At 59.4% G+C, this 19,411-nt stretch carries 17 protein-coding genes; 16 read left to right on the top strand and 1 reads right to left on the bottom strand.

Annotation, left to right across the window (positions count from 1 at the left end; genetic code table 11):
• Window positions 1–323: 323 nt before the first annotated feature.
• The 6 genes from ABZO33_RS25310 to ABZO33_RS25285 are packed head-to-tail and all read left to right on the top strand — an operon-like array spanning window position 324 to window position 8,588.
• The gene (locus tag ABZO33_RS25310) at window positions 324–1,025 is read left to right on the top strand and encodes a WbqC family protein (protein ID WP_414538285.1); all 702 of its coding nucleotides are present in this window, start codon (window positions 324–326) and stop codon (window positions 1,023–1,025) included.
• Complete coding sequence (locus ABZO33_RS25305; protein ID WP_414538284.1) at window positions 1,022–1,657, top strand: class I SAM-dependent methyltransferase; 636 nt, start codon at window positions 1,022–1,024, stop codon at window positions 1,655–1,657. Before ABZO33_RS25310 ends, ABZO33_RS25305 begins: the two co-directional genes overlap by 4 nt.
• A gap of 36 nt (window positions 1,658–1,693) precedes the next feature.
• Complete coding sequence (locus tag ABZO33_RS25300) at window positions 1,694–2,461, top strand: dTDP-6-deoxy-L-hexose 3-O-methyltransferase (RefSeq protein WP_414538283.1); 768 nt, start codon at window positions 1,694–1,696, stop codon at window positions 2,459–2,461.
• A 10-nt stretch (window positions 2,462–2,471) separates the two neighbouring features.
• Window positions 2,472–3,851 carry an NAD(P)/FAD-dependent oxidoreductase gene (locus ABZO33_RS25295; RefSeq protein ID WP_414538282.1) on the top strand — a complete coding sequence of 460 codons (1,380 nt, stop codon included), beginning with the start codon at window positions 2,472–2,474 and terminating at the stop codon, window positions 3,849–3,851.
• A gap of 24 nt (window positions 3,852–3,875) precedes the next feature.
• On the top strand, window positions 3,876–5,030 hold the full coding sequence (rffA, locus tag ABZO33_RS25290; RefSeq protein ID WP_414538281.1) for a dTDP-4-amino-4,6-dideoxygalactose transaminase: 1,155 nt from the start codon (window positions 3,876–3,878) through the stop codon (window positions 5,028–5,030).
• 48 nt (window positions 5,031–5,078) lie between these two features.
• Entirely contained in the window at window positions 5,079–8,588 is a 3,510-nt protein-coding gene (locus ABZO33_RS25285; protein WP_414538280.1) for a glycosyltransferase, read from the top strand.
• Window positions 8,589–8,681: 93 nt separating this feature from the next.
• Here the strand turns inward: ABZO33_RS25285 and ABZO33_RS25280 are convergent, their stop codons facing one another.
• Complete coding sequence (locus tag ABZO33_RS25280) at window positions 8,682–9,461, bottom strand: class I SAM-dependent methyltransferase (RefSeq protein ID WP_094012439.1); 780 nt, start codon at window positions 9,459–9,461, stop codon at window positions 8,682–8,684.
• A gap of 299 nt (window positions 9,462–9,760) precedes the next feature.
• Between ABZO33_RS25280 and ABZO33_RS25275 the strand changes: the two genes are divergently transcribed.
• The 10 genes from ABZO33_RS25275 to fliE all read left to right on the top strand — a co-directional run bounded on the left by ABZO33_RS25275 (window position 9,761) and on the right by fliE (window position 19,403).
• Window positions 9,761–10,696 carry a ketoacyl-ACP synthase III gene (locus tag ABZO33_RS25275; protein ID WP_414538279.1) on the top strand — a complete coding sequence of 312 codons (936 nt, stop codon included), beginning with the start codon at window positions 9,761–9,763 and terminating at the stop codon, window positions 10,694–10,696.
• A gap of 250 nt (window positions 10,697–10,946) precedes the next feature.
• Window positions 10,947–11,807, top strand: a complete 861-nt coding sequence (locus ABZO33_RS25270; RefSeq protein ID WP_414538278.1) for a flagellin domain-containing protein — start codon at window positions 10,947–10,949, stop codon at window positions 11,805–11,807.
• A 72-nt stretch (window positions 11,808–11,879) separates the two neighbouring features.
• Window positions 11,880–12,257, top strand: a complete 378-nt coding sequence (locus tag ABZO33_RS25265) for a flagellar protein FlaG (protein ID WP_414538277.1) — start codon at window positions 11,880–11,882, stop codon at window positions 12,255–12,257.
• A 78-nt stretch (window positions 12,258–12,335) separates the two neighbouring features.
• Window positions 12,336–13,739, top strand: a complete 1,404-nt coding sequence (fliD, locus tag ABZO33_RS25260; protein ID WP_414538276.1) for a flagellar filament capping protein FliD — start codon at window positions 12,336–12,338, stop codon at window positions 13,737–13,739.
• A 130-nt stretch (window positions 13,740–13,869) separates the two neighbouring features.
• Complete coding sequence (gene fliS, locus ABZO33_RS25255) at window positions 13,870–14,265, top strand: flagellar export chaperone FliS (RefSeq protein WP_414538275.1); 396 nt, start codon at window positions 13,870–13,872, stop codon at window positions 14,263–14,265.
• A 14-nt stretch (window positions 14,266–14,279) separates the two neighbouring features.
• Window positions 14,280–14,576, top strand: a complete 297-nt coding sequence (locus tag ABZO33_RS25250; protein WP_186714840.1) for a flagellar protein FliT — start codon at window positions 14,280–14,282, stop codon at window positions 14,574–14,576.
• Window positions 14,577–14,742: 166 nt separating this feature from the next.
• Entirely contained in the window at window positions 14,743–16,218 is a 1,476-nt protein-coding gene (gene fleQ / locus ABZO33_RS25245) for a transcriptional regulator FleQ (RefSeq protein ID WP_046854671.1), read from the top strand.
• 155 nt (window positions 16,219–16,373) lie between these two features.
• Window positions 16,374–17,591: a sensor histidine kinase gene (locus ABZO33_RS25240; protein ID WP_414538274.1), complete on the top strand. Its 1,218-nt coding sequence runs from the start codon at window positions 16,374–16,376 to the stop codon at window positions 17,589–17,591.
• Window positions 17,588–18,964, top strand: coding sequence for a sigma-54-dependent transcriptional regulator (locus ABZO33_RS25235; protein WP_414538273.1), 1,377 nt, complete (start codon window positions 17,588–17,590; stop codon window positions 18,962–18,964). Before ABZO33_RS25240 ends, ABZO33_RS25235 begins: the two co-directional genes overlap by 4 nt.
• A gap of 106 nt (window positions 18,965–19,070) precedes the next feature.
• The gene (gene fliE, locus ABZO33_RS25230) at window positions 19,071–19,403 is read left to right on the top strand and encodes a flagellar hook-basal body complex protein FliE (protein WP_046854674.1); all 333 of its coding nucleotides are present in this window, start codon (window positions 19,071–19,073) and stop codon (window positions 19,401–19,403) included.
• The last annotated feature ends 8 nt before the right edge of the window (window positions 19,404–19,411 follow it).

Below are 19,411 nucleotides of genomic sequence, written 5' to 3'. Positions count from 1 at the left end.
TCGCGGGTTTCAGTGCTTGGCGCATTGGGTGCGTCTGGTCATGCCTGGCATCCCGGGGCTGGCCGGCGGGGGCTTCGCTATCCGTCCAAAACCGCTTTGATAGCTGTCGGGTAAGGCCGGGAGGGCTGCGGCCCCTGTCGAAATCCATTCCGCGACTGTCTCCATGAGCGTCATCAAGGGAGCAAGGTGCTCCGTGCTTCCAGCTGGGCACGAGCTGGCGCGGGATTTGCAAAAGCCGGGCTACAAGCCCGGCTTTTTCTTGCCTGGCGGCGATTTATTGACAGGCTGAATGCAGTGCCTGTGCTGTGCCTATGAGGTTCGGGATGCAAAAGAAAGTGGCGGTGGTGCAATCGAACTACATCCCGTGGAAGGGGTACTTCGACCTGATTCGCAGTGTCGACGCGTTCGTGCTCTATGACGATGTCCAGTATACGCGTCGCGACTGGCGTAATCGCAATAAGATCAAGACCGCCCAAGGTGAGCACTGGCTCAGTGTTCCGGTAAAGAACCGTGGTCGATACGAGCAACTGATCAACGAAGTCGAGGTCAGCGAGGCGGATTGGGCGGCCAAGCACTGGAAGACAATCGAGATGAACTATCGGCGAGCCGCCTGCTTCGATCAGATGGAGCTCCCAGTTCGCACGCTCTACGAGCAAGCCGCCGCGGTCACTCGTCTTTCCTCCATCAACCAGCTTTTCATCACCGGCCTGTGCGCTCTGCTCGGTATCGATACACCGCTGTTTCGCTCCGAGGAGCTGGGGCGTAGCAGTGAAGGTAAGAACGAGCGGTTGATACATCTTTGTCAGGCCCTTGGGGCGACCGAGTACCTATCGGGACCGGCAGCCAGCAGCTATCTGGACGAGGCTGCGTTCGCCGCAGGCGGCCTTGAGGTCTCGTACATGAGCTATGCCGGCTATCCGGAGTATCCGCAGTTGTTCGGTGGGTTTGAGCACGCGGTCAGTGTCCTCGACCTGCTTTTCAATACCGGTAGTGAAGCATCCACCTTTCTGGAGCGTCATCCATGAGCACAGATATCTTGCAGGGTGTGGCGGATTACTATTCGTCGCGTATTCGTGCGCATGGCGCAACTCCAGAAGGGGTCGACTGGAATGGCAGCGCTTCCCAGCAACAGCGTTTTGCCCAGTTGCTTAAATTGGTGCCTGTCGAAGAGCAGCATGCGGGTTTCAGTCTTATCGATGTCGGGTGCGGCTACGGCGCGTTGTTGACCTGGATGCGTGAGCAGGGAATGGCTGTGGACTATCACGGTTATGACCTCTCCGAGCAGATGATTGCCGCAGCCAGGCAGCAGCATCCGGCTGATGACGCAGTGCGCTTCGAAGTGGCCGAAAGTGCGTCGCGGCAGGCGGATTATGCGGTCGCCAGTGGCATCTTCAACGTTTGTCAGAACACCGCTCGCGACGAGTGGGAGAGGTACATCGCCGACGTATTGCGTGCGATGGATGCCTGCAGCCGCAAAGGCTTTGCCTTCAATTGTCTTACCTCGTACTCGGACCCGCCCTTCATGCGTGATTACCTGTATTACGGTGATCCTTGTTTCTATTTTGATCTGTGCAAAAGAACCTACTCCAGAGAGGTGGCACTCTTGCATGACTACGGCTTGTACGAGTTTACCTTGCTTGTGCGCAAGTTTTCCTGACGCGCCGTCCTTATCCCTCTTTGCCTGGAGAACATCATGCTCAAAAGCGGTTCCACTTCTGTCACCCAATCCAGCGATAGTCAGCTCGACGCGCGCGAGCAACTTTGGCAGGCGTTCGCGAACGCACCTCTTGATGATGCTGAGAAAGAGCGAAATCTTGGTTTGTTCATTCGTTCTGCATCCTTGGCGCGAATGCTGGCAATTTCCGATCTGTACCGGGACATCGTTCGCCTGCCCGGCTCGGTGCTCGACTTCGGAACCTGGCGTGGGCAGAACGCCGTACTCTGCGAAAACCTGCGCGCCATCTTCGAGCCCTTCAACAAGCAGCGACGTATTGCTGCGTTCGACACTTTTGCGGGTTACCAATCCCATGCCGGCGACGGCAAGGTCGCCAACGTCAATTTCCAGGACGGGTGCTATGCCACCGGTAACGGTTACGCGGACTATCTGCGGCACTTGCTGAGCTTGCATGAAGGCATCAACGCACTGCCGCAGGTACCAGGCGGTCATCAAATCGTAGAGGGTGATATCAAGGATACCCTGCCGCAGTTCATCGAAGAACAGCGGAACTTGCTGGTGGCGCTGGCCTTCTTCGATATGAACCTTGAAGGGCCGACGCGCTTTGCCCTCGAGCAGATCCTGCCGCGTTGTCTGCCGGGCTCGCTGCTGGTGTTCTTCCAGTTGCAGCGCGACTTCCTGCCAGGTGAGGGCTATGCCTATGTAGCCGAAGTACTGGGGAAAGTGCGCCACGAGATCAAGCGATCGGAAACCTATCCGTCGCTGTGCATCGTCAAGCTTCTGTAAGGGGGTCACCATGTTTCTGATTGTTGGTAATGGCATGGTCGGCCTGGCTATCGCCGCAGGTTTGTCGCGTAGTGTTCCGGGCGAGTGCATTCAGGTTGTGGGCCCGGCAGCGCGCCCTTACAGCGCCTCCATGGCGGCTGCGGCAATGCTCAACTCTTTCGCCGAACTCGAGCCTGGCGCACTCGATCAGCCGCGTGATCGTCTGAAGTTCGAGTTAAGCCAGGCATCTGCTCGTCTGTGGGGAGATTTCGTAAAAGAATTCGATATTCCCGCTGAGCACTACCGTCTGGGTACTGTGCTGATAAACAACAACGCATCCAACCGTTTCGAGGATGCCGCCTTCGATGCCATCGCTGGTTATCTTGATGAGTTCGACGAGCCTTATGAGCGCGTCGATCCGCAGCTGGAACCCGCCTATGTGCCGGGTGAGCGCTATCGTACGCGCCAGGCTTTTTTCCTGCCGCGCGAGGGCGTGCTCAATCCGGATGGTGTGATCCATGCGCTGCAGGCCACCTTGGAAAGGCGTGGTGTGCGCTTTGTCGATGGCGTGGTGAAGTCGCTCGACAAAGTCGCCGGTCGGACTCGTGGCGTGACCCTTGAAGACGGGCGCGTACTGAGCGCCGAGCGGGTTGTGTTGGCCAACGGCAGCATGGCCACGCGCCTCTGGCAGGAGGAAGGCTGCATTCGTGTGATCAATGGCGCCGGCGCCACGGTGGTGTTGAAGAACCCAGGAATACAGGGGCGCTATGTCCTGCGCACGCCAAATCGTGGCGGTGCCTGCGGAATCTACCACGCGCCCTACCAGGGTGATCAGTTCGTCGTCGGGGCCACCAATCTGGTGACCACCGCCGACGAGCACTTCCCTCGCGCAGAGTCGATGGCCGCGCTGATTAACGGTGCGATCAACCAGGTCAACCATCTGCACCGTACCAGTGGTTTCATTCGTTACAACTTTGGCTATCGTCCGCTGAGTCTCGATGGCTATCCGGTCATCGGCCAGCTTAACGACAACACCTTCATTGCTTCCGGCACTCGTCGTGATGGTTACCATTTTGCGCCATGGTTGGCCGACAACCTGGCCGCCTTGCTGCTGGACAAGTCGATTTCGTCGCAGGCCAGCAGCTACTTCGAGTTCACCCGGCCGCAGCGTAGCGCATGGCTCGACCAGTCGGTGGAGGCATGCTGTCGCAAGTACGCGGCAGTCAAATGCTCGGCACTGTCGCAGCACGGCTTGGATGCGGGACATACCGATGCCGATCAGGCGCTGGAGCAGTATTACTACCAGCGGGCGCGCGCCTTCTTCGACAAGCATGAGCTCGAGCGAACAGTTCAGGTCGACTTCCTGGATGCCCTGCTGGGTGGCTACCTTTCCCTGTCGGACTTCGCCTGAGGCGTGGATACCGGAGACATGAACGTGAACAAGCAGATCATTCCTTTCAATAAGCCATTTGTGGTTGGCAAAGAGCTGTTCTATATCGCCCAGGCGGTTATGAATGGTGGCATCGCCGGCGATGGGCAGTTCACGCGCTTATGCCAGGAATGGCTCGAGGTCAACCTGGGGTGTCCCAGGGCGCTGCTGACGCATTCGTGCACGGCAGCCCTCGAGATGGCGGCGATCCTGGCGGATATCGGGCCGGGAGATGAAGTCATCATGCCGTCGTTCACTTTCGTGTCCACTGCCAACGCTTTCGTGCTTCGCGGCGCGGTGCCGGTTTTCGTGGATGTGCGCGAGGATACCCTCAACCTGGACGAGCGCCTTGTCGAGGCCGCCATCACCGAGAAGACCAAGGCGATTGTCGCGGTGCATTATGCGGGGCAGCCTTGCGATATGGCTGCCTTGCTGCACCTATGCGACAAGCACGGTCTGATTCTCATTGAAGATGCCGCCCAGGCGATCCTCGCCCGGGATAAAAATCGCGCACTGGGGACCTTTGGGCATCTGGGATGCCTGAGTTTTCATGAAACGAAGAATGTGATCAGCGGTGAAGGAGGGGCGCTACTCATCAACGATCCCAAGTTGATCGAGCGGGCTGAAATCATCTGGCAGAAAGGTACCAATCGCAAAGCCTTTTCCCGAGGCGAGGTGAGCAAGTACACCTGGGTGGATGTGGGGTCGTCTTTTCTCCCCAGCGAGCTGACGGCTGCTTTCCTCTATGCCCAGCTAGAGCAGGGAGAGAGCATCAATGGACATCGTCGCGCTTTGTACGAGTCCTATTACCACCAACTAGAGCCTCTTGAAGCGGACGGTTGCTTGACCTTGCCTTGCGCACCGGGTGGCAAGCCGGCCAACGCCCATATTTTCTATGTATTGATGCGTAGCAACGAGGCGCGTGGAGAGTTGATCGCGTTTCTTCGCGAGCGGGGGATCTATGCTGTGTTCCACTACGTGCCCTTGCATGATTCCCCGGCAGGCCTGCGCTACGCGCGCAGTGTCGGTCAGTTGCCTGTCACTCAGCAAGTTTCTGCAAGCCTGCTGCGCCTGCCCCTCTATTCCGACATGACCAGCGAGCAGGTCACCGAGGTGTGCGAGGCGATCTTCCAATTCTTCGCAGGTAGGCAGAAGGCGTAACGGCCTTGGCTCGGCGACTGTTCAGCTGATTTCTGGAGTTTTTACCCCATGTCGAATTCCGTGCAGGTGGGCGCGGGCCTTGAGCAGGCCATGAAGCGTCTTCGGTTGATGTATGCCCGGCCAGAGCACCCGTACTACATCATGGCGCCGGATTACCGGGAAACCTCATCGGGGATTGCCTCGCTTCATTACCTCTGTCACCTGCTCAACCTCAACGGGCGAGAGGCCTACATCCTGGGCGGCAAAGTGGTGAACCCCGAGCTCAAGACGCCGTTGCTCGATGATGAGGCCAGCGAGCGTCACAGACTTGCTGGTCGGGTGCCAATCGCGGTCTACCCCGAGGTCACGGTGGGCAACCCCTTCCATTGTTCGGTCGTGGCACGCTTTCTGTTGAACTTCGAAGGTTTCATCAGTGGGCGAGGAATGGAGGCGGCTCCCAGTGACCTGTGTTTCTACTCAGGCAAGCTGATCGCGCAAGACCACGGTCGTCCGGAGGGGGACCTGTTGTGCCTGCCTACCATCGATGTGGACCTGTTCTGTGCCGGAGAGCCAGTTGATCGGCGTGAAGGCCGGTATCTGTATCAGAATCGCCATCCGCTCGATGCCATTGACTATTCGATACTGCCAGAGGATATCCGCCTGCTGAGCATGGCGAACGCTCTGACGTTGTCGGAGTTGGCGCAGCTGCTTCGCCGGGCGGAGGTGATGTATACCCATGAATGGTCGATGACCTGCGTAATCGCGGTGCTTTGCGGGTGCCCGGTCATTTTCATACCCGGCCACGGCATCGACCAGGCCTTCCTTGACGCCAGCTTTGTCGGCAGTGCCGGCTTCGCCATGCTGGATCGCGAAGATGCGTTGGCACATGCCCGTGGCGGCCTGGATGGCGCGCTGCAGCGTTATGTCGAGCGAACGGCGCCGTTCTGGACTCAGCTTGAAGTGTTCATCGCCAAGACGCAGGCTGCCGCCCGTCGTGAAGCCGTGGGTGATCGGCTGGGAGGGCGTGGCTGGCTGCGTCAGCGCTATCCCCGGCCGCGACAGATGCAGGTGATTGATGAGCATCTGGCCAGTGCTGCTGCTGTGCGTTTTGTCGTGCTGGTAAAGGACCGTGGTGACGATGCAGCGCTGGCGGTTACTTTGGATAGCCTGGCTCGCGGCCTGTATCGGGGGGTGCGGACCTGTGTGCTGGATAGAGATGGTTCCCGGGCGGGATCGGTCACGGCCATTGATGCCTGCCTGCAGGGGGGCTCCGATGAATGGTTCATGCTGGTCGATGCAGGCACCGAGTTTACCGCCAGTGGTTTGCTGATGACGGCGCTTGAGCTGGTTCGGGCCTCGTCGGACTGCCTGGCTGTCTACGCTGACGAGGCCTTGTGTCAGGCGCAGGGTGTGGTCGAAACCGCGCTACGCCCTGATCTGAATCTGGATATGTTGCTGGCTTTCCCGGAGAGCCTGTCACGACATTGGCTGTACCGATGCGATGCCTGGCGTCAGCTAGGCGGTTTCAACGACGCTGCTGGTCGTGCGCTCGAGCTGGATTATCAGTTGCGTTTGATCAGTGAGCGCGGGTTGGGATGCGTTGGTCATGTCAGTGAGCCGTTGCTGATTGGCAATGCGCTGCTGCTACAGCCGTGCGAAGACGTCTGCGCGGTCATCGAAGCACACCTGCAGGGGCGAGGATATGACGGTGCTCGAGCGTTGCCATTGCCCGCTGCTCCTGGTCGCTATCGAATCGAGTATGCCCATCAACAATCGGTCTCGGTCAGCATCATCATCTTCCTTGAAGGGCAGCTGGTGAGCTTCCAACGTTGTCTGGAGAGCTTGCTGAAGCAGACAGCTCACGTCGAGTACGAGGTTTTGCTGGTTGAGCCAGGCGGCGATGATGAGGTGCTGCTGGACTGGCTGGCGATGGTCGGGCAAATGGGGGAGGGACGCTTCAGGGTCCTTCGCTTCGAGCCCGGCCATGCACGCGCGGCCATGTGCAATGCGGCAGCCGAGCAGGCTCGTGGCGATTATCTGCTATGGCTGGATGCTGATAGCGTGGTGCTTGATGATGATTGGCTGCCCACGTTGCTCAATCATGCCCAGCGTCCGGAGGTGGGGGCGGTTGGTTGCAAGCTGTTGTCCCGCGATGGTGCTATCCATCAGGCAGCCCTGGTGATGGGGCTGGGGGGCGGGGTTGGGCGTGCCTTCGAGGGGCGGTCGGTGCAGGATCCGGGTTACATGGGGCGCCTTGGGCTGGAGCAGGATTGTTCGGCTGTCGGTGGTGAGTGTCTCATGGTGCGCCGCTCGCTGTTTGTCGAGCTTGGTGGCTTCGATACCGATCCGTTGTATTCCCGCTGGGCGGCTGTGGACCTGTGCCTGCGGTTGGCTCAGGCGGGTTATCTGAATGTCTGGACGCCTCACGCCAGGGTATTGCTGGATGCTCCGCCGCCTGCGCCGGCCAGTGCCGAGCAGGAGGAAGCGCTATATGCGCGCTGGTTGCCGCAGTTGGCGCATGATGCGGCGTACAACGTCAACTTTTCGCTGAGTACCGGCGAGGAGTTCGCCGTTCAGGGCTATGAAATGAGTTGGCGACCGTTGCAGGGGGTGGTGCCAAGCGTGCTGGCCTTTGTGGTCGATCAGGAGCAGGCAGCACCCTCGCGGCTGCTGGAACCCATGGAGTCCTTGCGTGAGGCAGGTCGTCTGGAGGGTGCAGTGGTCGCCGGGACATTGTCAGTCGTGGAAATAGAACGCTTCAATCCCTCAAGTGTTGTCCTGCAGGGGGCGCTGGATGAGGCTGGGTTATTGACCTTGCGTAGGCTGCGAGCTTTCTCGCAGGCGTTCAAGGTCTACGATCTGGATCGTTATCCGCAGGACCTGGGCGGTGCGCAGTTGCTTCATGCCGAAGATCTGGAGCGGCGTATCCGGCCCGCAGTGATGCAGGCTGACAGGGTGCTGGTTGCAACAGCTGCCGCAGCCGAGAGGCTGCAGGGTTGGCATGACGATGTCCAGGTGCTCGAAAATGTGCTGCCAGCTTCGTGGGGACGCTTGCAAGGGGGGCGGCGCGCAGGAGAGAAGCCCCGCGTGGGATGGCTCGGGTGTCGTGATGCGTACCTGCTCGCCGAAGTAGTGCCGGTGCTGGCGGGCGAGGTCGACTGGGTTGTGCTGGGGGACTGTCCTGCCAGCTTGTTGCCCTATCTCAAAGAGCATCATCATGCTGTGGATGCGCAATCCCTCGGCGTCACCCTGGCTGCCTTGGACCTGGACATCGCCCTTGTGCCGATGGGCGAGTCTGAGGTGAACGCATTTTCCGGTGACGTGCGTGTGCTCCAGCATGCGGCGTGCGGTCAGTCGGTAATCTGTAGTCGGGTGGCTGGCTTCGCAGGTGGCGATACCTTGCCATTGTCGAGGGTGAGCAATCAGGCCTGTGACTGGATTCGGGCGATACGTCTGCATCTTGATGATCGTGATGCATCTGCGGCCCTTGGCAGCGCCCAGCAGGCGATGGTGCGCAGTGATTGGTTGCTCGAGGGACAGAGGCTGGACGCCTGGCGACGCGCCGTGCTCGTGGGTTGATCAGTAGGTGAATGGACAACAAGGGCGCCAGGAGTGGCGCCCTTATTGTTTGCATTGGCTTGCATGGGGTGGAGTGACCCATGCGGGGCGGTATCAGCAGAAGCTGATATTGTGCTGCTGGCTTCCGTAGACCACACGCGCTGCGGTGATCAACTGGTAGGGGATTTCGACGTAGGGGACGTCCGAGTTGGTCAGGGCCATGTCCATCAACTGAACGAGCATGGAGTTCTTCCTGACCAGAATTACATCCGACCAGTCGGTATTGGTCATGGCGACCGGGATGAAATCAGAGCGTTTGATGAAGCTGCCCAGTGCTTCGAGCACGCCCAGGTTCTGTTTGGTGCCATTCGGGCTGTGGCAGCAGTCATTGAGCATGATGAAGCCGTCTTCGGCGACCAGGTCCTGGTAGTACATCAGGTCGCGCAGGATATATTCGTACTGGTGGTTGGCATCGATGTACACCAGGTCGAACTTGCTGATGTCGGTTTCCTGTCGGATTTTTTCGATGGCGCCGATGGTCTCGGAACGGATAATTGTCACTTCCGGCAGGTGGGTGAAGCGTTCCCGGCATTCTTCGTACAGTTTGTCCCAGGTCTGCTGGTCGTGAAGCGAGCCCCCGTAGTAATAGGCGTAGGTATCGACTGGAGCGACCCAGGGCGGCAGTTGATCGAAAGGGCTGTACGCATCGTTGGCCGCCTTGCTCCAGCTGTCGATGAGCACCATCTTTTCCGGCGAGAGCGCCGAGTGAATTTTTAGTGCGTTTTCTCCGCGCAGAACCCCTAGCTCGGCGACGATCGGACGCTTTTCCATTATTTGGAAAAGTGCGCCCAGCAGCGTGTACAGATTTTCCCGATGGGTGTGGCAGACCTTCATTGCGCTGTCCTTTATCGTTGGGTGGTCTTGCTTGCAGAGGCCGAATCCGCACAGGTTCAATTCGCTTCGGCTCGGCCCGGCATTCTGGATCTGGGTTAGCTGAGGCAAGATATGTGCCGCTGGCGTGCCTTGCATGTGGCTGTATAGGTGGGAGAAATGCATCATTGCGTGACTTGGCAGTCGAAACGTGCATCTTTAATCTATTGAGTCAGCGGGCAGCCTCGTCGATGCGGTAGGCAGGGTGCATGATCTTGGTCGCGAAGCCCGCGAATTTTCGCCATTTCCATCGGGAAGCCACAATGATTGGCATCAAAAGCATCGCCAGTTACGTACCTGCAGAGGGTGTCGACAATTACGCCCAGGGTGCGAAATTCGGCAAGGATCAGGATTTTATCTTCGGCAAGATCGGTTCGACCTTCCTGCCGCGCAAGGGTGCCGATCAGGAAACCTCAGACCTGTGCGTCGAGGCCGCCCGCGCATTGTTTGCTGGTAACCCGGCGCTGGATCCGGCGTCCATCGATGTGGTGATCGTCGTTACCCAGAATGGCGATGCCGAAGGCCTGCCGCATACCGCGGCGATCGTCCAGAACAAGCTGGGGTTGTCCACCGCCATCGCGGCCTTCGATATCTCGCTGGGCTGCTCCGGCTATGTCTATGGCCTGTATGCCATGAAGGGCTTCATGGATGCCGCGGGGCTGAAGAATGGCTTGTTGATCACCGCAGATCCCTATTCGAAGATTGTCGACCCTGAGGACCGCAACACCACCATGCTGTTCGGCGATGCTGCAACGGCCACCTGGATGGGAGAGGGCGCTGCCTGGCAGCTGGGTAAGTCGCTGTTTGGCAGTGATGGGGCGGGTGCCGAGCACTTGCGCACCACCGAAGGCACGTTCTTCATGAATGGTCGTCAGGTCTATAATTTTGCCCTGGTCAAAGTGCCGGCGCACTTGCAGCAGTTGCTCGAGGCCAGTCAGTTGAAGGCCGAGGATATTGACCTTTACTGCCTGCATCAGGGGAGCGCGGCGATCGTCGATGCAGTCTCGCAGCGCTTCGATGAGGGGCGTCAGCGCGAGAAGTTCGTCAAGGACATGGTCGAGACCGGCAATACCGTGTCCTCGAGCATTCCGCTGCTGCTGGAGAAGCATGTGATCGGCTCGCAGTGCAAGCGTGTCGCCCTCAGTGGTTTCGGCGTCGGCCTGTCATGGGGCTCGGCAATCATCGAGCGCAATGGCTAAGCGTCGCGTGTCTGTATAGAAGAGGCGCTGCCCGTTATCGGTCAGCGCTTTTTTGTTTTTTGGCTGTTGCTAATTTCGCGTCAAACCCCTGATTTCATTGGAGTGGCAGGATGCCAGTAAAAAAATTGGGAAATCGTCCTAAAGCAAACTGCCCTGGCGACGATAAACATTACGAAGGTTCTCTAGGCCACCTACCCGGCGAATTGCCAAGGCCGGAAGCCGTAGTACCCAATCCAACGAGGAATTCGTCATGGCTTTGACTGTAAACACTAACACCACCTCTCTGGGCGTTCAGAAGAACCTGAACCGTGCTTCCGACGCACTGAGCACTTCGATGACCCGTCTGTCCTCTGGCCTGAAAATCAACAGCGCCAAAGACGACGCTGCCGGTCTGCAGATCGCTACCCGCATGACCTCGCAGATCCGTGGTCAGACCATGGCCATCAAAAACGCCAACGACGGTATCTCCATCGCCCAGACCGCTGAAGGCGCGATGCAAGAGCAGACCAACATCCTGCAGCGTATGCGCGAACTGGCACTGCAATCGCGTAACGACTCGAACAGCTCGCAAGACCGCGACGCGCTGGACAAAGAGTTCCAGTCGATGCTGCAAGAGATCGACCGTATCGCTGACTCCACCCAGCTGAACGGCAAGAACCTGCTGGACGGTACTGGCGGTCAGATGGTCTTCCAGGTTGGTTCGAACGTTGGTGCTGCCAACCAGATCACCATCAGCCTGAGCGCTGCGATGAAAACCACCGGTACCGGCGCAGCCCTGACTGCCCTGGCCGGCAAGAGCATCACTGGTGCTGATAGCACCGCTGCTCAGGCCACCTTCAGCGCCGCTGTCAGCGCTATCGATGCCGCTCTGCAGGCAATCAACACCTCGCGTGCCGACCTGGGTGCTTCGCAGAACCGTCTGACCAGCACCATCAACAACCTGCAAAACATCAACGAGAACGCCGAAGCCGCTCGTGGCCGTGTACAGGACACCGACTTCGCTTCGGAAACTGCCCAGCTGACCAAGCAGCAGACTCTGCAGCAAGCTTCGACCTCGGTTCTGGCCCAGGCCAACCAGCTGCCATCGGCAGTCCTGAAGCTGCTGGGCTAATCTGCCTGATAGCTGATGGCGGGGGAGTGCTCTCCAGGCGCTTCCCCGCCTTTTCATTGTGAGGTGCTGGACATGGACATGAGCGTCAAGCTGAACCTGTCTTACCCGGCTGCACGCACGGCCGAGCAGGTTGCTGAAAAACCGGTTGCGCAGTCGCCAGGCACTTCCGGTGATGGCGAGAAACATCAGGATCCGGGCAAGGTGCAGGGCGCCGACAAGGTGCAGGCTGCAAATGATGTCAAAGGCGCTGTCTCGGAAATCGAGAAGTTCCTGAAGGAAACGCGACGCAATCTGGAGTTCGTCACAGACGAAGAGTCCGGTAAGATCGTGGTCAAGGTCATCGCCAGTGAAACCGGTGAGCTGATTCGTCAGTTGCCCTCGGAAGAGGCCCTGCGGATCGCCCATAGCCTGAGCGATGTCAAAAGTATTCTGTTCGACGCCAAGGTCTGATTGGCGGCGAGCGCAAATATGTGATTCAAGTCAGTCTTGCAGGAGCGGGGCTGGCCCATCGAAGAGAGGAGCGACAGCATGGCAAGCCCGATTACTACCAACACGGGTGCGGGCTACGGGCTCGATATCAAGAACATCGTCAGTGTGTTGGTGAAGGCCGATACCTCGGCCAAGGCCAATCAGATTGCTCGACAGTCGAGCAACAACTCCGCGATGATCTCCGGTATCGGCTCCCTGCGCAGCGCCTTGACGGCGTTCCAGGACGCCATGAAGAAACTCAACGACAAGAACGCCCCTTCGTTCAATGCCTACGCCGGCACTTCCGCTGACGAAAAGGTGTTCAAGATCAAGTCGAGCAACTCGGCGGTTGCTGGGACCTACGATATCAAGGTAGACAAGTTGGCCACCGGCTCCAAGGTCGCCAGCAAGCAGTTCGCGGGTGGTGCCAGCACGGCGATCGGCGCCGGTGAGCTGACCATCAGTCAGAACGGCAAGGACTACAAGATCAACGTCGCCAGCGGTGCCACGCTGCAGAGCGTGCGCGACCAGATCAACAAGGAAATGAGCGCCAACGGCATCACCGCCAACATCATCAACGAAGCCGGTGGCTCGCGCCTGGTGTTCGGTTCCACCACGACCGGCAAGGGCAGCGACATCTCTGTCAGCGGTATTCCGGAGCTTGCCATCAACGGTACTCAGCCAATTGCTGGAAGCGGCGCGGGTTACATCAGTGGTCTGGCTCAGGACGCGGAATTCTCCATCGACGGGCTGGCACTGAAAAGCCCGAAGAATACTGTCGACCAGGCTATCAGTGGCCTGACCCTTGAGCTCACCGGTGTATCCACGGGCGTTAATCCCACGAAGGCGACTGTCGCGCTGGACAGCGAAGGCCTGAAGAAATCGGTGCAGTCCTTCGTCGATGCCTATAACACCCTGCAGAAGGCTGTCACTGCGCTGGTCACGCCTGAGAAAGATGCCAACGGCAACGTCAAGAGCCTTGGTCCGCTGACCAATGACCCGACTACCCGCTCGTTGCTTGGCGATGTGCGCAAGGTTCTGACGGACGTCGGTGCAGGAGACAAGCTGACCACGCTCAGCCAGTTGGGTATCAACACCCAGAAAGATGGCACCCTGGAGTTCAATAGCACCAAGTTCACCTCCGCATTGAACGACAAGAAGCTGGGGTCTGAGATCCAGGAGCTGTTCACGGGCACCAATGGTTTGTTCGAACGGATGAACAAGGCCATCGATCCATACAACTCGACCGGTGGCATGCTCGATTCCCGCAAGACGAACCTCGACAAGGCGGCCAAGAATCTGGAAAACCAGCAGGCGGCGCTGGATCGTCGCACCGAGTTGCTGACGGCATCGTTGACCAAGAAGTTCTCCGCGCTCGATACTGCCCTGGCCAAGATGAAGAAGCAGGGCGAACAGATAACCTCGATCTTCGAGGCGATGAACGCCCAGGCCAAGAAGTCCTGATCGATCGAACAGACAATGGCCCGGCGGCGCCTCACAGGCGTGCCGGGCTTTGTTTTTTCCGGCTAAAGTTTTTTGACGTGGCGGCGATACAAGAGGTATATGCACCTTTTCGCTGCAACGAGGTAGATCCATGAACCCGATGTTGGCCCTTCGGCAATACCAGAAAGTCAATGGCGCGGCGCAGACTTCCGAAGCCAGCCCCCACCGCCTTGTGCAGATGCTCATGCAGGGTGGTCTCGACCGCCTGGCCCAGGCCAAGGGCGCCATTGCCCGCAAGGATATCGCCCAGAAGGGCATTCTGATCGGCAAGGCCATCGATATCATCGGTGGTCTGCGCGAGGGCCTCGACCTGGAAAATCACGCCGACAGCCTGACTGACCTGGATAACCTGTACACCTACATGAGTCGTCGCCTGGTCGAGGCCAACGTCAACAGCGACCCTACGATCATCGACGAAGTCGCGCGCCTGCTGATCACGGTCAAGGAAGGCTGGGATGCGATCGGCGAACAGCAGCCGGCGCCCTGAACCAGGAGGTTGTCATGAGTGAGGTGATCGAGCGTATCGACCAGACCCGCGAACTGCTGCTCGCCGCCCTGGCCAGTCGTGACTGGGAGGCGGTTGGCGAGCTGGATCTGGAGTGTCGCCTGTGCGTGGACGATGTGCTGGCCGAGGCGCTGTCTAATGAGGATGAAGTGCGGGCCAGTCTGGAGCAATTGCAGGCTGTCTATCGGCAGCTAATCGAAGTTGCAAGTGGCGAGCGTCAATCGGTAGTCGACGAGATGGCGAAGATCCGTCAGGCAGAAAACGCGACAAAGGTATACCATCTGTTCACCTGACCACAGGTGACACAAAAATCAGCGCGCCATAAATTTGACTGTGTGCCGTTTTTTGACTTTACTAGTGGCTGTTTTCGAAATTCAGACGTCCGAACACTGACCATTCAGTCGGAATGATGTCGTGCACGCCTTCGGGCGCCGATATGACTAGGGAAGTTGCTATTGCATGTGGCGTGAAACCAAGATTCTCCTGATCGATGACGACAGCGAACGCCGCCGCGATCTGGCGGTGGTCCTGAATTTTCTCGGCGAAGAAAACCTGTCCTGCTCCAGCGACGACTGGCAGCAGGTGGTCGAGGGTTTGTCTTCTAGCCGTGAAGTGCTGTGTGTCCTGATCGGTACCGTAAATGCTCCGGCCAGCGTGCTGGGGCTCCTTAAGACAGTGGCCGGGTGGGATGAGTTCCTTCCCGTTCTGCTTCTGGGTGAAATTTCTTCTGCGGACTTCCCCGAGGACCTGCGCCGTCGTGTGCTGTCCAACCTCGAAATGCCGCCGAGCTACAGCCAGTTGCTCGATTCCCTGCACCGTGCCCAGGTCTATCGCGAGATGTACGACCAGGCCCGCGAGCGCGGTCGTCAGCGCGAACCCAACCTGTTCCGCAGCCTGGTCGGCACCAGCCGTGCGATCCAGCATGTGCGGCAGATGATGCAGCAGGTGGCCGATACTGACGCCAGCGTGCTGATTCTGGGCGAGTCCGGCACTGGCAAGGAAGTGGTTGCGCGCAATCTGCACTACCACTCCAAGCGTCGCGAGGCGCCGTTTGTGCCGGTCAATTGCGGAGCGATCCCGGCAGAGTTGCTCGAGAGCGAGCTGTTCGGTCACGAGAAGGGCGCCTTTACCGGGGCGATCACCAGTCGTGCCGGGCGCTTCGAGCTCGCCAACGGCGGTACGTTGTTCCTCGACGAGATCGGCGACATGCCGCTGCCGATGCAGGTCAAGCTGCTGCGCGTGCTGCAGGAGCGTACCTTCGAGCGGGTCGGCAGCAACAAGACCCAGAGCATCGATGTGCGCATCATCGCTGCGACGCACAAGAACCTCGAGACCATGATCGAGGACGGGACCTTCCGCGAAGATTTGTATTACCGGCTGAACGTGTTCCCTATCGAGATGGCGCCGTTGCGTGAGCGGGTGGAAGATATACCGCTGCTGATGAACGAGCTGATCTCGCGCATGGAGCACGAGAAGCGCGGGTCGATCCGCTTCAACTCCGCGTCGATCATGTCGCTGTGCCGCCACGGCTGGCCGGGCAACGTCCGTGAGCTGGCCAACCTGGTGGAGCGCATGGCAATCATGCATCCGTATGGGGTGATCGGCGTGGCGGAGCTGCCGAAGAAATTCCGCTACGTCGATGATGAAGACGAGCAGTTGGTGGACAGCCTGCGTTCTGATCTGGAAGAGCGTGTGGCGATCAACGGCCATGCGCCGAATTTCGCCAACCATGCCATGCTGCCGCCGGAAGGGCTGGACCTGAAGGATTATCTCGGTAGCCTGGAGCAGGGACTGATCCAGCAGGCACTGGATGACGCCAATGGCATCGTTGCTCGTGCTGCCGAGCGTCTGCGTATCCGTCGGACCACGCTGGTCGAGAAGATGCGCAAGTACGGCATGAGCCGACAAGGTGGCGAGGACCAAGCCGACGAGTGACGTTTGCTCGCCAGGGGTCGCGATGCGGCCCTTGGCGTTGACGTCGATCAGCGTGCAATGCTGGCTGGTGTTATTGTCCCCATCTTCGGCACGGCTATTGCTACACCGCAGGCAACATACCGTTTTTATGACGGTCAGCCATGCGAGAGAGCACGATGCCCCAGGCCGCCCACCGTTCCCCAGCCCCCGATTCGCGAGGGCATACCCCGCTTGAGCAGGAGAGCCGGCAGGGTCTTGAGCAGGCGTTCGCCCTGTTCGATCAGGTTTCCAGCCAGTTGAGTCATTCGTACAGCATGCTTGAGTCGCGGGTCAGCGAGCTCAAGGGCGAGTTGGCGGTAGTAAGTGCCCAGCGCATGGCCGAGCTGGACGAAAAAGAGCGCCTGGCCAACCGCCTGCAGAATCTGCTCGATCTGCTGCCCGGCGGGGTGATCGTCATCGATGGTGAGGGCTGGGTGCGCGAGGCGAATCCAGCGGCTTGCGAGCTGCTGGGTGAACCTTTGACCGGGTTGCTGTGGCGCCAGGTGATTGCGCGCAGTTTCGCGCCGCGCGAGGACGACGGCCATGAAGTTTCCTTGCGTGACGGGCGTCGTCTGTCCATTGCCACCCGTTCTCTGGATGCCGAACCTGGGCAGTTGGTACTGCTCAATGACCTGACCGAAACGCGTCGCCTTCAGGGACAGTTGGCGCGACACGAGCGTCTATCGTCGTTGGGGCGCATGGTTGCCTCCCTCGCGCATCAGATTCGCACGCCCTTGTCGGCCGCGATGCTCTATGCCAGCCACCTGGCGGACCCGGAGCAGGCGTTGGCTTGTGACACGCGCCTGCGTTTTGCCGGCAACCTCAAGGAGCGCCTGCATGAACTGGAGCATCAGGTTCGCGACATGCTGGTGTTCGCCCGTGGCGAACTGCCACTCAATGATCGAGTCAGTCCCAAAGGGTTGTTCCAGGCCTTGCAAAAAGCCGCTCACTCCCATGTGCAGGGGCATGCGGTGCGCTGGCAATGCGATAGCCATCTGGGGGAGCTGCTATGCAACCGCGATACGCTGGTGGGTGCGTTGCTCAACCTGATCGAAAATGCCGTGCAAGCCGGTGGCGAGTCGGCGCGTTTGAAGATTCATCTGCTGCGCCGCGAAAACGCTGTGCGCCTGTGTGTCAGCGATGCGGGCAGTGGTATCGATAGCCAGTTGTTGGCGCGTTTGGGTGAGCCGTTCTTGACCACCAAGTCCACGGGTACCGGGCTGGGGGTGGCTGTGGTGCAGGCAGTGGTGCGAGCGCACCGCGGAACACTGCGCCTGCGTTCCCGGGTGGGGCGCGGGACATGCGCCATCGTCGAGCTGCCATTGATTGGTGTGCAGGAGGAAGCAGGGCAATGACGATGAAGGTGCTGCTGGTCGAGGATGACCGAGTCCTGCGCCAGGCGCTGGCCGACACCCTGGAAATCGGCGGCCTCGCTCACCGCGCAGTTGGCAGTGCTGAAGAGGCATTGCGGGCGGTTGCAGAGGAATCCTTTGCGCTGGTGGTCAGTGATGTGAACATGCCGGGCATGGATGGCCACCAGTTGCTGGCGCAGTTACGTCGTCACCATCCGCATTTGCCGGTGCTGCTGATGACGGCTCACGCGGCTGTGGAGCGTGCGGTAGAGGCCATGCGCCAGGGGGCGGTCGACTATCTGGTAAAACCGTTCGAGCCCAAGGCCTTGCTCGATCTGGTGGCGCGCCATGCCGTGGGTGGCGGTGCGGTGGGTGACGAAGCGGGCCCTGTTGCCTGTGAGCCTGCCAGTCGGCAATTGCTGGAGCTGGCTGTAAGGGTTGCGCAAAGCGACTCGACGGTGTTGATTTCCGGTGAGTCGGGCACGGGCAAGGAAGTGCTGGCGCGATTCATACATCAGCAGTCGCGCCGGGCAGGGCAGGCGTTCGTGGCAATCAACTGCGCGGCGATTCCTGACAACATGCTCGAGGCCACGCTCTTTGGCCATGAAAAAGGCGCATTCACCGGGGCCATCGCCGCGCAGGCAGGCAAGTTCGAGCAGGCGGACGGCGGTACCTTGCTGCTCGATGAGATCTCTGAAATGCCGCTGGGTCTGCAAGCCAAGTTGCTGCGCGTGCTGCAGGAGCGTGAGGTGGAGCGCGTAGGCGGGCGCAAACCAGTGGTGCTGGATATTCGCGTGCTGGCCACCACCAACCGTGATCTGGCGGGCGAGGTTGCTGCCGGGCGCTTCCGGGAGGACCTGTACTACCGCCTATCGGTATTCCCCATGGCCTGGCGAGCATTGCGCGATCGGCCGGCCGACATCGTGCCGCTCGCTGAGCGTTTGCTGGCACGTCACGTCAGCAAGATGCGCCACGCTCAGGTCAAGCTATCCGCTGAGGCGCGTGCCTGCCTGAAAGCCTACGCCTGGCCCGGCAACGTCCGCGAGCTGGATAATGCGCTGCAGCGGGCGTTGATCCTGCAGCAGGGCGGAGTGATCGAGGCGGCGGATTTTTGTCTGGCGGGCGCCATTCCATTGTCGGCAGCCAAAGTGGCCACTATTGAGCCAGTATTTGCGGATTCTGTGGGTGAGGCCGGTGGGCTTGGGGATGACATGCGTCGCCACGAATACCAGATGATCATCGACACCTTGCGTGCCGAGCGCGGTCGTCGCAAGGAGGCGGCCGATCGTCTGGGGATCAGCCCTAGAACCTTGCGTTACAAGCTTGCGCAGATGCGTGACGCGGGGTTCGATGTCGAGGCCAGTCTGTTCGGCTGATACGTCTTTTGAATGTTTTCTGGATGGCTGGCACTTCTCTTGCTAGCTCCATCACTATTCGCTGCATGAGTGTCAAAAAAAGTGCGGCCGCCGGAGAGAGAAGTCCATGACCCAAGGTGTTGAATTCAATCGTCTGATGTTGGACATGCGTGCCATGCAGGCCGATGCCATGTCCCTGCCCAAGGTTGGCGCCGCGCCTGAGCTCGCGCCTGGGCAGAGCAGCTTTGCCGATATGCTCGGCCAGGCCATTGGCAAGGTGAATGAGGTTCAGCAGGCATCCAGCCAATTGTCCAGCGCCTTCGAAATTGGCAAAAGCGGTGTTGACCTGACTGACGTGATGATCGCCTCGCAAAAGGCTTCCGTGTCGTTCCAGGCACTTACTCAGGTTCGTAACAAACTGGTGCAAGCGTACCAGGACATCATGCAGATGCCGGTATAAGGGCGAGA

Source organism: Pseudomonas sp. CAM1A, assembly GCF_047501685.1.
Taxonomy (GTDB): Bacteria; Pseudomonadota; Gammaproteobacteria; order Pseudomonadales; family Pseudomonadaceae; genus Aquipseudomonas.
Note: the sequence above shows the minus strand (reverse complement) of the source record. Positions and strands in the feature narration are given on the sequence as shown.

Bases quoted from the DNA above. Each gene is read 5' to 3' on its own strand.
- ABZO33_RS25310 (WP_414538285.1), top strand. From the start codon at position 324: ATGCAAAAGAAAGTGGCGGTGGTGCAATCGAACTACATCCCGTGGAAG.
- ABZO33_RS25305 (WP_414538284.1), top strand. From the start codon at position 1,022: ATGAGCACAGATATCTTGCAGGGTGTGGCGGATTACTATTCGTCGCGT.
- ABZO33_RS25300 (WP_414538283.1), top strand. From the start codon at position 1,694: ATGCTCAAAAGCGGTTCCACTTCTGTCACCCAATCCAGCGATAGTCAG.
- ABZO33_RS25295 (WP_414538282.1), top strand. From the start codon at position 2,472: ATGTTTCTGATTGTTGGTAATGGCATGGTCGGCCTGGCTATCGCCGCA.
- ABZO33_RS25285 (WP_414538280.1), top strand. From the start codon at position 5,079: ATGTCGAATTCCGTGCAGGTGGGCGCGGGCCTTGAGCAGGCCATGAAG.
- ABZO33_RS25280 (WP_094012439.1), bottom strand. From the start codon at position 9,461: ATGAAGGTCTGCCACACCCATCGGGAAAATCTGTACACGCTGCTGGGC.
- ABZO33_RS25275 (WP_414538279.1), top strand. From the start codon at position 9,761: ATGATTGGCATCAAAAGCATCGCCAGTTACGTACCTGCAGAGGGTGTC.
- ABZO33_RS25270 (WP_414538278.1), top strand. From the start codon at position 10,947: ATGGCTTTGACTGTAAACACTAACACCACCTCTCTGGGCGTTCAGAAG.
- ABZO33_RS25265 (WP_414538277.1), top strand. From the start codon at position 11,880: ATGGACATGAGCGTCAAGCTGAACCTGTCTTACCCGGCTGCACGCACG.
- fliD (WP_414538276.1), top strand. From the start codon at position 12,336: ATGGCAAGCCCGATTACTACCAACACGGGTGCGGGCTACGGGCTCGAT.
- fliS (WP_414538275.1), top strand. From the start codon at position 13,870: ATGAACCCGATGTTGGCCCTTCGGCAATACCAGAAAGTCAATGGCGCG.
- ABZO33_RS25250 (WP_186714840.1), top strand. From the start codon at position 14,280: ATGAGTGAGGTGATCGAGCGTATCGACCAGACCCGCGAACTGCTGCTC.
- fleQ (WP_046854671.1), top strand. From the start codon at position 14,743: ATGTGGCGTGAAACCAAGATTCTCCTGATCGATGACGACAGCGAACGC.
- ABZO33_RS25240 (WP_414538274.1), top strand. From the start codon at position 16,374: ATGCCCCAGGCCGCCCACCGTTCCCCAGCCCCCGATTCGCGAGGGCAT.
- ABZO33_RS25235 (WP_414538273.1), top strand. From the start codon at position 17,588: ATGACGATGAAGGTGCTGCTGGTCGAGGATGACCGAGTCCTGCGCCAG.
- fliE (WP_046854674.1), top strand. From the start codon at position 19,071: ATGACCCAAGGTGTTGAATTCAATCGTCTGATGTTGGACATGCGTGCC.